The following is a 14,633-nucleotide window of genomic DNA, read 5'->3' as shown; positions in this document are numbered from 1 at the left end:
AATACTTTGTGCCTTTGCCACTTTGTGCCTTTGCCGCTTTTCTAAAAACCCCACCCATGATAAACCATAGCAATGAAAATGTCCTGATGGACGACGCCAACTCCCCGGAAGTTGACAAAAAGCTTCTGGGCATGATTTCGCAGGATTTTGTGAAAGTGGCCGATCAGTTGAAAGAGGCCTCTTACCAAATTCGGAAGCGCGGTTTTTCTGAGTATCCGGTTTTCGTGGTATCGCGTGAGCCTGCCGAGATCGGCCTGATGCTCTTCGAGCGCGAGGCGATGGGAAACCGCTGGAACTACCAGGCTTCTTTTTTGCAGGAATTTGTGGATCGTAACTTAGTTGGCCAGGAGTCGGTCGAACTTTTCATAGAGAACTATAAAAATTCAGAAGAGTACTGTTGCTTGTTCGTCATTCAAAATGATTTTGCGGGATTTGTCTTTATTCCTTACCCCGAAGACTAGGTTAGCCTTACAATTCAAGGCTCGGCTCGATTCAACTGAGTGATCACCCGATCACCCCAAACTACCTAATAAAAAGCACCTATATACCTACCACCACAACCACACCATGAAGTCCGTAGTTAAGCTATTTGCGTGGCTGCTCGTTTTTTTGCCCGTCGTTCTTCTCCTCTCTCTCGTATATCATTTTTCTGAGACGGCCTTCTACTCCGATGATTTTCATTTATTGAAAACAATCGTTTGGGCGCAGGAAACCAATTCTTTTACGGAAAAATTTCAGCTACTGGTTCAACAGCACAATGAACACCGAATTCTTGTTCCCCGGCTGATAACCTGGTTGAATTATAAGCTTTTGGGGCATATCGACTGGCCGATTTTAATGCTGTCCGGTAACCTGCTCTGGTGTGGGGTGCTGTATTTTCTGTGGACGTCCTTCCGGCAGTTAAAATTCAGCGTTTGGTATTTTCTTCCCATTCCCTGGTTGCTTTTCCAGCCCGCTTACTACGACAACTATACCTGGAGTATCAGTGTATTGCAGCAGTCGGTAATCGTGTTTTTGCTGGCCTGGCTGGTTCATTCTTTTGTCAATCGACGGTATATTCTAGCCCTGTTCATTTTTCTGATAGGTACTTTCACCCACGGCAACGGGATTTTTGGCATTGCCGTGGGGGTAGTTTTTCTGTTTTTATACAGGGAATGGAAATGGCTGGGAATTTGGCTGGCGGTGTGCCTGGCCGTGGCTGCCTTTTATTTTTACGGTTTCGAAAAAGGGCAGAACGCTAATTTTCTGCAAAGCCTTGCCAGTCCGGTGCAGTTGATTGGGTACTTTTTTGCTTTTTTTGGAGCGTCTGCCGAATTGCTGGATCTCGGTTTTGGTCCTTCCGTGTTGTGGGGGTTGATTACCTTTGGAGGAATTTGTGGGTATATTTTACCCAAGATTTATCAAAACTACCGCTCCGCCGCTCCGCTCACCTATTTTGATAAAATGCTGCTCGGCAATTTGTTGTTTCTGAGTATTACTGCCTTGCTGGTGTCCGTTTCGAGGAGTTGGTCATCACCGGACCTGGACATACCGCCCCGTTACGCGCACTACTCACCCTACCTCTCTGCCTGGTTTTACTTGGTGGGGTTGGTGGTACTTTCCCGATTTTTCGCCATCCGTTGGGCGACTATCTGGGGTGCAGGGGCTATATTGTATAATCTTGTTTCCCACCTGAACTATGTGGGGGATCTGGAATACCGCCGGGACTGGTTACGGGCCGATTATGCCAACTGGCAGAACTACGAAACCTTCTTGCAGTATCCACCTGCTTTCAACGATAACATCCGGGAAGTGTACGCAGCCGCTATCGAACGCGGGATATGCCAACCTATCGTTAACCTACCAAAACTACCCTCCCAGGGGGCCGCTGTAGATAGTAGTATCACACTCGATTTTGAAGAGTTAGTGAGTGATTTGACCGATGCCAGTAGCGAACACCAAGAGACCGAACTGCTTCTTGTGGATCATAACTTCATTGGTTCTGCCCCCTTTTTGGTACTTGTTCCTGATCGGGGGGGAGCCTTGTGGATACCATTCTATCGTGGCCGAAACGGATACCGCAAAATATTAACTGCGGGAGGGCTGAGGGAATCAAAAATATGGACACGATTTTTTAGCAATAACCTTCCATCCGGTGTCTATAGAATCGGGTACCAGTCGGGCGATTCGTTTTCTCTGACGAAATACCGCCTCGAAGTAGGTGCTGATCATGCAATCAAGCTCCGCTGAACACGCTGTTTTTATTCGTTTCGCAAGACTTTCTGACCTAGGTCGAGCTGCGCTTCCATGTTGGATGATTAGATCGGTCTGAGCTAGGCAAAATGAGGAAAAAATGGTATCTTTACCCGTTCAAAAAAACCGCTTTGGCGGGCACCAACTATTGTAGCGTAAAACAACATTCATGGCTAACGAAGCAACACTGGCATTAAACAATTATTCGGCTGAAAACATCCAGGTTCTGGAAGGACTGGAAGCCGTGCGGAAACGCCCGGCGATGTACATCGGAGATACCGGTTTCAAAGGATTACACCACCTGATATGGGAAGTAGTCGATAACTCCATCGACGAAGCGATGGCTGGCTACTGCGATACCATTCACGTGGTAATAGAAGAAGATAATTCGATCACGGTGCGGGACAATGGCCGCGGCATCCCGACGGGAATTCACACCAAAGAAAAACGTTCGGCCCTCGAAGTGGTAATGACCGTGCTGCACGCCGGGGGTAAGTTCGATAAAGACACCTACAAAGTATCGGGTGGTTTGCACGGCGTGGGGGTTTCCTGCGTCAACGCCCTCTCCATCGATCTGCGGGCCGAGGTACACCGCGAAGGGCAGGTTTTCGAGCAGGAGTATCAGAAAGGCATTCCGATGTACCCGGTTCGCGCCATTGGTGAGTCCGACGACACGGGAACGTACATTCACTTCAAACCAGACGATTCCATATTCACCGTGACGGAATTCAAGCACGAGACTGTGGCCAATCGGCTGCGCGAGCTTTCTTTCCTGAATAAAGGGCTGCGCCTGACCCTTACAGACACGCGCGAGACAGACGACGATGGCAAGCCATTGTACGATGAGTTTTTCTCAGAAGGTGGTCTGGTAGAGTTTGTTACCTACCTCGACAGTACCCGGCAACCGCTTATTCCCGCGCCAATCCACATGGACAGCGACAAGGGTATTATGCCCGTGGAGGTGTCGATGATGTACAATACCTCTTACGGCGAGAACGTCATTTCATACGTCAATAATATCAACACCATCGAAGGCGGTACCCACGTTTCGGGTTTCCGGGCCGCGCTGACGCGGACGCTGAAAAGCTACGCTGATAAGTCGGGGATTCTGGCCAAGGAGAAGATCGAGATAAGCGGCGACGACTTCCGAGAGGGGCTCACGGCCGTCATTTCGGTGAAGGTGCAGGAGCCGCAGTTCGAGGGACAGACCAAGACCAAACTCGGTAACTCCGACGTGGCCGGGGCGGTGAGTCAGGTGGTGTCCGAAATGCTGGACAACTACCTCAACGAACACCCCAGGGAAGCCCGCACGATCGTGGACAAAGTGGTGCTGGCCGCCAAGGCCCGCATTGCCGCCCGCAAGGCCCGCGAGATGGTGCAGCGCAAGAATATCCTGACGGGTAGCGGACTGCCCGGCAAACTGGCCGACTGCTCCGAAACCGATCCCGAGCAGTGCGAGCTGTACCTGGTAGAGGGCGATTCAGCGGGTGGCACGGCCAAACAGGGGCGTAACCGGGCTTTCCAAGCCATTCTGCCCCTGCGCGGTAAAATCCTGAACGTCGAAAAGGCGCAGGAATACCGGATTTACGAAAACGAGGAGATCAAAAACATGTTCACCGCCATGGGCGTTCAGATCGGCATGGTGGACGATGAGCGGGCGCTCAACATCGAGAAACTGCGCTACCACAAGATCATTATTATGACCGACGCCGACATAGACGGCAGTCACATTCGTACTTTGATCCTGACGTTCTTCTTCCGGTACATGAAAGTACTGATCGAGAACGGCTACATCTACATCGCACAGCCACCGCTTTATTTAATCAAAAAAGGCAAAGAAGAGCGCTATTGCTGGGACGAAGCCCAACGCGAAGCCGCCGTGCAGGAACTTGGCAACGGCCGCGAGGAATCAGTCAACACACAGCGATATAAGGGTTTGGGTGAAATGAACGCCGAGCAACTCTGGCAAACGACCATGAACCCCGAGAATCGTACCCTTAAGCAGGTAAACATCGAATCTGCCGCCGAAGCCGACCACCTGTTCTCGATGCTGATGGGCGACGAAGTACCCCCCCGCCGTGAGTTCATCGAAAAGAACGCCAAGTACGCTCGCGTGGACGTTTAAATGAAGGAGGAGAGGAGGAAAGGAGGAGGGAGGAAAGGAAAGCTTGCGCCAGCATTCTTTTATCCTTTCCTCCCTCCTCCTTTTGAAATAAAAGGAACCAAAAGGAAACAAGCCATGCCAAAAGAATTAAGAAGTAGCGATAGAAAAGGGCCGTTATCGAACATATTTTCATTTTTTGAAGATAAAAAGGAAACCATGGACGAGGGGAAATTCATGCGAGCCGGGGACAAAGTCAACGAGCTGATCGAGCAGAGCGATTTCATTAGCCGCGACCTTAGCTGGCTGAAATTCAACGAACGTGTCCTGGATCAGGCTTGCGACCCGACGCGGTCGGTTTTTGACCGTTTAAAATTTCTGGCCATCACGGCCTCCAACCTCGACGAATTTTTCTCGATTCGAGTGGGTAGTTTGTACAACTACCTGGACTACGGCAAAGAACGCGTGGACTACTCGGGCCTGCGCGAAGTACCCTTCCGAAAAACGCTGCTACGCTCCCTGCAACAGTTTGTGTCGGAGCAAAATCAGTGCTACAAGGAAGACCTGCTACCCCTCTTGCACGAACACAACTGCTCGTTGGCCCGGATGGACGACTTGTCTGAGGTGGAAACTGAAAAAGTGTCGGAATACTTTGACCGGACGATCTATCCGATGCTGACGCCGATGCTTTACGATTACACCCACGTATTTCCGGTGCTATTGGCAAAAGTGCTGATCCTTGGCGTAATAACGCAGGTTTCTGGAACCACCAGCGAGGAAGATCGCAAACTATCGTTCGTGCAGTTGCCGCCGAACCTACCCCGGTTCTATATCATCGAACGCGAAGATGAGATACTTTTCTTGCCGCTGGAAAACATTATCAAAGCCTACATCAAGAAACTGTATCGGAACGTAGACATCGTTTCCACCAACCTCATCAGGATCATCCGCAACGGCGATTTTTCGTTAGAGGAAAACGACGATATGGAGGTGGACTTCATCGATGAGATCAAGCAAAAAATCAAGAATCGGCGCCTGGGGCGCGTCGTGAAAGTAGAAGTGGAACACGATGTAGACGAAGATCTGCTCAGCCTGTTGAAGAAACGCTGGGAAATCGACGACTTCAATGTCTTCCGGGCGGGGGGGCTCCTGGACTACACCTGCTTCTGGCAACTCATCGGCCACAGCGAATTCAAAGACCAGATTCCTCCCATGCACGCCCCGGTGCCGCCGTTGACGATGGGCCGTGAGCGGAGTGCCGATATTTTTGAGGTGATGCGCGAGCGCGATATTCTTTTGCACCACCCCTACAACAACTTCGAGCCGGTTCTGCAACTTCTGGAACAGGCTGCGGAAGATCCCAACGTGCTGTCGATCAAGCTGACTATTTACCGTTTGGCCAAAAAATCGCGCGTGACTGAGGCCCTGCTCACCGCCGCCGAAAATGGCAAGCACGTGGCCGTTCTTTTCGAGGTAAAGGCTCGCTTCGACGAGGAGAACAACATCCGCGAAGCGCAGCGACTGCAAAAGGCGGGCTGCTTCGTGATTTACGGCATTGGCCTGCTCAAAACCCACACCAAACTCCTGCTGATTGTGCGTAAAGAGGCCGAAAAAGTCGTCCGCTACGCTCACCTTTCCACGGGTAACTACAATGAGGACACCGCCCGACTTTACACCGACATCGGGCTGCTGACTACCAATGAAGAATACACGCACGATATTTCGGAGTTCTTCAACGTCATCACGGGCCACTCGCTGCCCAGCGACTACCGCAACCTTATCACCGCTCCGCGCCAGATGCGCGACCGGATCATCGAAATGATTCGGAAGGAAGCCGAGAACGCCAGAAATGGCCTGCCTAGCGGTATTTGCATTAAAATCAACTCGTTGGAAGACAAGGCCATCATCGAAGAATTGTATGTAGCCTCTCAGGCAGGCGTCAAGATCGATCTGATCGTTCGCGGTATCTGCTGCATCCGGCCTGGTCGCCAAGGATTGAGTGAAAATATCAGAGTGCGCTCAATCGTGGGTGATTTACTGGAACACTCCCGGATTTATTACTTCCAGAACAATGACGATCCCATGGTGTACGGCGGTAGTGCCGACGTTATGGTCCGAAGTTTCGATCGCCGCATCGAGTCGCTGTTCTTGCTGGTCAGTGAGCGGGTGCGACAGGAGGCCATCCTTATGCTGGAATACAACCTGCGTGACAACGTCAATTCTTACGAACTACGCGAGGACGGTACTTACGAAAAGTGCCACGTGGGGGAGGGGACGAAGCCTTTCGACATTCACAGTGCATTTTTTGAAACAAAGCCCGAGGAAGTAATGGAGGCACGGCTATTTAGGGAGGAGACCTCTTCTGAGATAACTCAGGATATTCCTGACGAGGTGCCAGAAAGCACAAATTGAACAAAAAGGATAAGCCCCGCTGCAAGAAGTAGCGGGGCTTTTGATGTTATCATGCATGAGCTACTTCACCAATCGCAAGGAAACGGGGTAACGATACACATTGCCATTGTTCGCCCGCATGGTACCGATTATCATCAATACCAGGGCACCGATGCCAATTAGTGAAAAGGCCAGAATCATAAAAATGCCCGAGCCGACCAGCCCTACTACCCCCACTCCTGTGGCAGCGTCGTTGCCGAACTGTCCGCCCATAATGGTTGACATAATCGAGCCACCAAAAACAACGACCAGAATGATCATAATCGCTACGATGGCGATGGCCAGGGTGATTTGAAAGTTGACGGATTCTTTGCCATTCTCGAGTACAAAGGCTCCTTTGTCCTTCTGGGTGGAGTAAATGATATAAGTGGCGATCAACGACAAGAAGGGAATAGGGATAATAAAGCTGGCAAACGTAGCTAAAAGGGGGGTGAGGTGCATCCACATCCCCAGCGACCGCTGCTCGGCGGGGATATCGGTTGGTGGAATGAGGGTTGGGTCTTCCATAGTTTATTAGAGTTTAGGGTTGTTGTTTTTTAAGGAAAGCCGCAAAGCTCCTGTGCGTACTCATTTCTAAGGCTAATTATGCCTACTTTCGCGGTTTCGTTGAAAAAACAAACCCGCCCTCCTGCATGGAAAGATTTACCGGACTCATTGGCATCGTACTTATTTTAGGGGTCGCTTACGCGCTCTCGAATAACCGCAAGGCCATCAACTACCGCACCGTGGGCGTAGGGCTGGCTCTGCAATTTGGCTTGGCCGTGTTTATTCTACGCACCGATACGGGACGAATCGTATTTCAGTGGCTGGGAGATAAAGTTCAGAAATTGCTTTCTTTTTCTGACAAAGGCGCGGACTTCGTTTTCGGTACCCTGGTGCGCAGCGATCTGATGCAGAAGGCATTTGGCCCCGGCAACGACTTTGTGTTCTTTTTTAGAGTAATACCCACTATTATTTTCGTGGCCGTACTGGTCAATATGCTCTATCACCTCGGCATCATGCAGCGCGTGGTGGCCGTCATCGCGCGTGGGGTGTACTGGCTCATGGGCGTGAGCGGAGCGGAGGCTTTGTCCAACGTAGCGAGTACGTTCGTCGGCCAGGTGGAGGCGCAAATTATGATCAAGCCCTACCTGAAGGGAATGACCAACTCGGAACTCATGGCTTCCATGACGGGTAGTTTCGCCTGCATCGCGGGTGGCGTGATGGCCGTTTATATTTCGCTGGGCGTTCCCGCGCCCTACCTCATTGCCGCCAGCCTGATGGCCGCGCCGGGGGCATTGGTTATTTCAAAAATCGTTTATCCCGAAACTGAAAAATCAGAAACCAAGGGGGCCATTAAACTGGACATTAAGAAAACGCACGCCAACCTGCTCGACGCCATCGCCGCCGGAGCGAGCGAAGGATTGAAAGTAGGTTTTAACGTGGTAGCGATGCTCATAGGCTTCATCGCGCTGGTCGCACTATTCGACTACCTCATTGGCAAGGTGGGTGGAATATTTAATTTCCCCGAACTTAGCTTCAATTATATTTTAGGCAATCTTTTTTCTCTTTTTGCCTGGGCTATGGGCGTTCCCTCGCGGGATGTACAGGCGGCCGGAGCCTTGATGGGGACCAAAATGGTCATCAATGAATTTGTAGCGTACCTGGATTTGGTCAAAATCAAAGAAACGCTCGATCCCAAGACGCTGGTCATTACTAGTTTTGCTCTTTGTGGATTTGCCAATTTCAGCTCTATTGCCATTCAGGTGGGTGGCATCGGCGAGTTGGCCCCGTCGCGGCGGTCTGACTTGGCACGGCTGGGTTTCCGGGCGTTGATTTGCGGTACCTTGGCTTCGTATATGTCAGCTACCTTTGCGGGCTTATTGATGTAAGGAGAAATATTTCTAGCATCAACCAAACAGAAAAAAGCTCAGACAAAAAAAGACCTGCTCCAATGAATGAAGCAGGTCTAAGCACTACCGTCCCCTCTAAGTTATTACTATTGTCGTCGGCGCACCATTTTGGCTGGCCAACAACAGTATGTACGAGAGAATCAGCTAAAAGGATGCAGACGAATTGAAATTATTCGATATTTTCCATAATTGATTTGTCCAAAGCCGCCAAAACCCCTTCCATTTCCCAGTGTTTCAGTTCGGCGCGAAGTTTTTCCAACTCATCGGCGCGATCAGGGTATTCCAGTCGCAGCATTGCCCGTACCATCTGCAGTCGGGCCAGCACCGCCGGGACGTGCAACCCCGCCTGACGAGCCATTTCAATGGCACTTTGGTAGTTCTTGGGCTTGAAATCTTGGCGAAGTACCCGATCGTATTCCGCCTGCACCAACATTTCAGCCCAGCGGTAGTTTGCTTCCTGCATCGCGGCAATCTTGCCGAGGTACTTCAGCGTGGACGATAATTTTGCCCTGATTTTCTTTTGTATTGAGGCCGACTCATGTGGATACACGCTCAATCCCGCCAGGGAGTAGAAGATAAGAAAAAATGGATAAGAAAAGCTACTCTTCGATGATTCGACATGCTTCTCGGCCAATCCGGACATTTGCCAGGCAGTATTTGTCTCGCCTAGCCAAAAGCTACAAAGTGCATAGTGGAAATAGGCTTGAAACAGGGCGGTGAGGTCAGAGGATTCCTGAAAACTGGAAATGATGTCCTGCCAGTCAAAGCTGGGGTCGGAGTAGTTGGCGTAGCGCATCTTTTGGCAGAAGTACAGATCGTGGTCGGTGCGTGGCCGGGGATTTGGAAGATTATGCTGTACGCAGAATCCCCGGTGAGCGCGGAGTGACTCGATAAGATGGGAAAGTTTGCCACCCACGTAAAGACAATACACATTGCTCATGTACAAATTCCAGCCCGAATACCAAATGTCGCCCACAGCCAGTCCACGCCGATAGGCTTCGATACACCGCTCGGCCATCTTGCCGATGGGTTCTTTCCAGTGGGCGATGAAGGTGTGGTCGATGAAACCTGCCAGGGCGATCAGTTCTTCAGCCTGGTACTTTTCTAGCAGTTCAAGGGCTTGCTTGCCCGCCGTGTAGCCACTCTCGGGCGCATTCATGTTTCCGGCCAGAATCAACCCATAAGAACCAAATCCCGTGATGGATTCGCGCGTGTTTCCGAATTTACTGTTCAATTCCACCATCTTGAAAATAAGTAGTGGATAGGTGTCGAAATTGTGGATAAAATAAGCAGAAAGGGAAGCATTGAGCAGCCGCATAGCCCATTGTCGGCGGGAGTCAGTCATTTGCGGCCAGTCGGCTATCGTGGCGATTTTGGTATCAGAAAGCATGAATCGCGAATGTACTGCCCGGTAGGCGACCTGCCATTTGCGGGCTTTCTTCGGCAGCCTGATGCCGAGTTCGGCCAGGGCCGTACGTCCTAGCTCAGTTGCTTTGGCCAACTTATCCGTAGCCGTGTAGCTCATGATCATCGTCTCGAAGGTTTCACTGCGCTCCTCCTGCGTGACGCACAAATCCAGGGTTTTTGCTTCAATAGCCACCGACGCTTCACCCCGTCCGCTCAGGTGGGCTGTTTCGATCAACATGCGGTATTGCGGCAGCAAATCCCGATCAGGCTGCGGAACGAGGCTCTCCCAAAGTGACAGGTACTGAAAGGCCGCGTCGAAAGCTGCCGACTGGTAGGCTTTGGTGCCTGCTTTTCGCAGTACTTCGGCTATACCCGACTCCGAATCCCGAATCAAATCGGGACATTTCAAAAAATGGTTGGCTATCTCAAATACTAGGTCTTCTGATTTTTGAGCATGTAACAGGCCCAGACCGATCGACAAGTGCAGCGATTTCCTTTCCTCGGGGTCGATTGCTTCGTATAATGCCTGCTGTATTCTGTCATGGGCGAAGCGGAAGTTGACATCGGTGTGTGCCTCCTCGTAAAATTCCGGAATGTACCGATAATCGCTGCGAATTGGCAAGATGCAATTGCTCTGAACGGCGGGCCACAGACGATGGTGCAGCGAGGAAACCTTTTGGTTCATCACGTTGGCTGCCTGCTCCAGGCTGAATGTGTTTCCAATCGCCGACGCGACCGAGAGCGCCCGTAGTGTTTCGGGTTCCAAAGTTTGAATTTTATCCAAAATTAGATTGACCACATCCTCAGAAATGGTCATGTCTCTGATTTTATCCGAATTCCATGACCATGTCTGATCCTGATTATTCATCCAAAGGAGCTTTCGCTCAAAGAGCAGGTTCAAGAATTGCTCGATGAAGAAAGGATTGCCCTGGGTCTTGGAAAAAACAACGCTGGAAAGCTCGTCGATTTCTTGCTCAAACTCTGGCAGATTGCCCTGAAGGGTATTGCGCAGTAATGTTTGCGTGTCGGTTTGGGTTAGTACTCTGAGTTGAATGTCAACATGTTGATCCGACTCTGCCCTATTCTCATCGGACTCCGTGGGCAAGAGTGGGTAAAAAGGATGCGTAACATCTACCTCGTCGGTTCGATAGGCAGCCACGAGCAGAAGGTGGCTCAGATTTGGATTGTCGATGAGGCTGGACAGAAGTCGAATCGAATCATCGTCGGCCCACTGCCAGTCGTCCAGGAAAAGTACCAGCGGGTGATCCGGGGAGGCCAAGACCGAGATAAAAAGCCCCAGAGCGTATTGTAAGCGGTTCTTCAACTCCGTGGCATTGGGTTCGGGTAGTTCAGTCGATGGATCGAGCACCGCCGATAGTTTTGGTACCAGGCGAACGAGAATCGAATCCAGCCCCGCCAATTTCTCACTGAATTTCTCCCTCCATTCTTCCAACACCTCGGGGGGCTCCTCCATGACATTCTCGGCAAACTGTTCGAGAGCCCTGATCCAGCCATAGTAGGGGACATTTTTTTGTTGAAGGTCAAACTTCCCGCTCAGCAGAAGCCCCCGATGTTCGGTCAGGGGGCGGGCCGTTTCATAAACGAGAGTGGACTTTCCCACCCCGCTTTGTCCACCTACCGTCAGAAATACTTTTTCGCCCGCTACCGCCAGGTCAAAAAGGTGTAAAATTTGTTCAAGCTCGGCTTCTCGACCCACCATCTTCTGGGAAACGCGCAGTCGGGCAGGTCTATCCTCGGCTCCCAGGGTGAAATTGGTAATTTTCTTGCTGATGCCCCATTCCCGGCGGCAGCGTTGCAGGTCGGCAATCAGGCCGCCGAGCGATTGGTAGCGTTCCTCGGCATCCTTGGCCATAAGCCGGGCGACGAGTTCTGCCAGTACTTTGGGAATCTCAGGTACGAGCGCGTCCACACGCTCTGGTTCTACGGCGAGATGATCGTTAATCAGTTCGAGCACGTCGCTCGATTGGAAAGGTAGTTTTCCCGTGAGCATCTCGTAAAACACGACCCCCAACGAATAGTAGTCGGTTCGGTAATCCACCGCCCGATTCATGCGCCCCGTCTGCTCCGGCGAAATATAAAGCGTCTTCCCAATCTGCCAGGTAGTGTCGAACACGGACACCCGATAGGACTCGGCTTCGATACTGGAATCGAAATCCACGATAGATACCCATTTCATGCGGGTATTGACGATAATATTGGGTGAGGAAATGTCTTTGTGAATGATCGAGCGGTCGTGAACATCCTGCAACTGACGGGCAATCTCGGCCGCGTACTCGAAGAAAAAATCCGGCCCGGAATTGCCCTCGGCAATCAGAGTTTTGAGCGAAGTGCCGGGCACATAGGTGCGAATAAGCGATGGTTTGTCGTCGATGTATTCCACCGTCAGCGTCTTGTACCGCAGACTATCGCCACGCCAGAGGTTGTATTCGTTGTAAACGCCCGAATAGTCGCCTTGCCGCGGTGTCTTGATTATTACGTCCTCCGACCGACCTGCTGCGGAAGCCAGGTTGATCGTGGTCGTTTCGCTTTCGTAAAGCTTTTCCTTGTGAGTGTATTCAGCCATACTTGTTTTGTTTAGCTAAAATTGGGGTACACGTACTTTTCAAAAAAATCCTCGATCAGGACTTTATCAGGCAGATTGTCGATGACTTTTCCATAATCTTTGCGAACATCGATCTTATGTTTCATCGAGTTTGGTTGCGGGTTGGGAAGCCAGGCGGAATGCAGCGTAAAGCAGAAGTTGACCTCGGGGTGGTACATTTTGCAAATCGGCCCGGCTGAGATCGCTTCGGCGCGAAATATCCAAAACTCCCCCTGCCTACGGCATGACCCGTCTGCCTGTGGGTACGCGACCTGAATACTGCAATAAATATATCCGTCGAGTCCGTAGGGTACACCCGGTGTCGGCGTTTTGCGGGGCACGAACTGTACACTTCGCAGGTAGTCTCCGTCCATGAACTGATAGTAGCCAGAATCATTCGTGGTCATCGTTTCGGTATTCAGATAATTCAGGCTGTACGGCAATCCTTTACGCGTAAGTTCCTTTACTTTTTCGTAGGGAATCTGTCGGTTTGGGTAGTCTCGGTAAAGCTGCTCGATGAATACGGTGAGCATCCGGGAATCCAGTCCGCTCGACACGAACCACAGATGCTCGATTTTATTAGCCACCGTATCGCTTGCGATGATGTCCCGAAAGGTATACAGGCTAATCGTCCAGGTATTGAATCCCATCGGCTCTCCGGCGGGAGCCTCGGTGTCTCCGGTTTCGCACAGCACAATTGACTTGTCTTCCTGCAATCGGTTATTTTTTGCGTCAATTTTCCATTTCCCCAATCGGCTTACGTCCATCGTACCCAGCGAAAACAGGCTAAGTACCTCGGGATCTATGGCTTTTCCGGTGAGGGCCGAAAGGTCGTAAGGGCGAATCCATTCGGCCACGCACATGGCGGCATTGTGGATGCCATAGAGCGTGATTTGTCCGCCGGGATTTTCGTAGTCGCAGGAGAAGTGGATCGTCTCGATCGGGATCGGCTTGTCGAGCTTGTAGGCAATGGCTCTATTGGCATCCTCTTTTAAGTCCTGCCGCCGCACGAGGTAGCATTCGGTGTAGGGCAGCATGGTCGTTGCCAGTACCTTCCTGATGAAGCGTTCCAGTCCGAGGTGTTCGGGGAAAGGGTTATTGATGAGCAGTTCGTTGGAAAACTTAAAGGACGAATCCTGCAAAATGATATAGTCTCGCGTCAGCCCGGTTTGGTGCATGCAGTTCTTTATCTGCAACTGTTCGCCGTGTTGGTCGTGCAACACCCATTTTTTCCAGGGGCCCGTACCATCGAAGCGCATCAGCGTGACGGCCGCTCCGCTGGCCTCGTCCTTCTTGTTTTTTTTGTGAAAAATGTTTTGAAAAAAAGATTCGACGGCTTGCCGAATGCGCGCAAAGAAACCTGGTTTAGACGGTGGGTACAGTTCTTCGTCCAGATTTTCAAAAAAATGCGTCAGGCGTTCCCGAACAGAATTGTGGTCGGGATTGTCCTGGTGCCGCTCCATGAGTTCGACCAGCTTTTGCTTGAAGTGTTCGTGGTTATTTTTAAGATGGTGTACCGTCCGCCCGGCCATAATGACCGACTGCTCGACGCGTGAATAGTTGACACTGAACAACTCCTTCGTGTGAGGATCGAAGCAGGGGTGCGCCGTGGTTTCGAACAACTCGAAAGCCCAGGGTACTTTGGCCGGAGTACCCGTCATCCATTCGCTACTATCGCCAATTGGCGTCTGCAATTCCAAAGACACGGGATCGAGAATATAGGGCCGACCTACGTCATAGGCCGAAACCAGCGTCGGATTGTCGTTGCCGAAGCGAGCGGGCGTCACGGCGGTGTTAAGCGGATTCCTAACGCCCAGCATGAGCGAAAAGCGCGAAATACCGAAGTTCTTGAATTTCAGCAGATGTAAGTCTTTGTGCGATTCTTCCGTTCCCAGCCGGGTGTTCCAATCGGCGTAGTACGACGGCGTCTTCATAATCCGCGTCCTGA

At 51.2% G+C, this 14,633-nt stretch carries 8 protein-coding genes; 5 read left to right on the top strand and 3 right to left on the bottom strand.

Annotation, left to right across the window (positions count from 1 at the left end; translation table 11 throughout):
• The first annotated feature begins 56 nt into the window (after positions 1-56).
• From ACEW8P_RS02105 to ppk1, 4 genes are all read left to right on the top strand, one after another.
• Complete coding sequence (locus ACEW8P_RS02105) at positions 57-461, top strand: hypothetical protein (protein WP_373511460.1); 405 nt, start codon at positions 57-59, stop codon at positions 459-461.
• Positions 462-567: 106 nt separating this feature from the next.
• Entirely contained in the window at positions 568-2,229 is a 1,662-nt protein-coding gene (locus tag ACEW8P_RS02100; protein ID WP_373511459.1) for a hypothetical protein, read from the top strand.
• A gap of 172 nt (positions 2,230-2,401) precedes the next feature.
• Positions 2,402-4,357, top strand: coding sequence for a DNA topoisomerase (ATP-hydrolyzing) subunit B (gyrB, locus tag ACEW8P_RS02095; protein ID WP_373511458.1), 1,956 nt, complete (start codon positions 2,402-2,404; stop codon positions 4,355-4,357).
• Between the two features lie 195 nt (positions 4,358-4,552).
• Positions 4,553-6,745: a polyphosphate kinase 1 gene (gene ppk1, locus ACEW8P_RS02090; protein WP_373511457.1), complete on the top strand. Its 2,193-nt coding sequence runs from the start codon at positions 4,553-4,555 to the stop codon at positions 6,743-6,745.
• A 60-nt stretch (positions 6,746-6,805) separates the two neighbouring features.
• On the opposite strand, the gene ACEW8P_RS02085 is transcribed toward ppk1, so the two are convergent.
• On the bottom strand, positions 6,806-7,291 hold the full coding sequence (locus ACEW8P_RS02085; protein ID WP_373511456.1) for a DUF4870 domain-containing protein: 486 nt from the start codon (positions 7,289-7,291) through the stop codon (positions 6,806-6,808).
• Between the two features lie 125 nt (positions 7,292-7,416).
• Here ACEW8P_RS02085 and ACEW8P_RS02080 point away from each other — a divergent pair, with 125 nt between their 5' ends.
• Positions 7,417-8,655, top strand: a complete 1,239-nt coding sequence (locus ACEW8P_RS02080; RefSeq protein ID WP_373511455.1) for a NupC/NupG family nucleoside CNT transporter — start codon at positions 7,417-7,419, stop codon at positions 8,653-8,655.
• A gap of 190 nt (positions 8,656-8,845) precedes the next feature.
• Here ACEW8P_RS02080 and ACEW8P_RS02075 read toward each other — a convergent pair whose 3' ends face one another.
• Complete coding sequence (locus ACEW8P_RS02075) at positions 8,846-12,667, bottom strand: AAA family ATPase (protein WP_373511454.1); 3,822 nt, start codon at positions 12,665-12,667, stop codon at positions 8,846-8,848.
• A gap of 11 nt (positions 12,668-12,678) precedes the next feature.
• Positions 12,679-14,633: hypothetical protein (locus ACEW8P_RS02070; protein WP_373511453.1), on the bottom strand; the 1,955-nt coding region annotated here is incomplete at its 5' end.

Source organism: Persicitalea sp., assembly GCF_041751555.1.
Lineage (GTDB): Bacteria > Bacteroidota > Bacteroidia > Cytophagales > Spirosomataceae > Persicitalea.
This window is presented reverse-complemented; position numbering and strand designations above follow the sequence as displayed.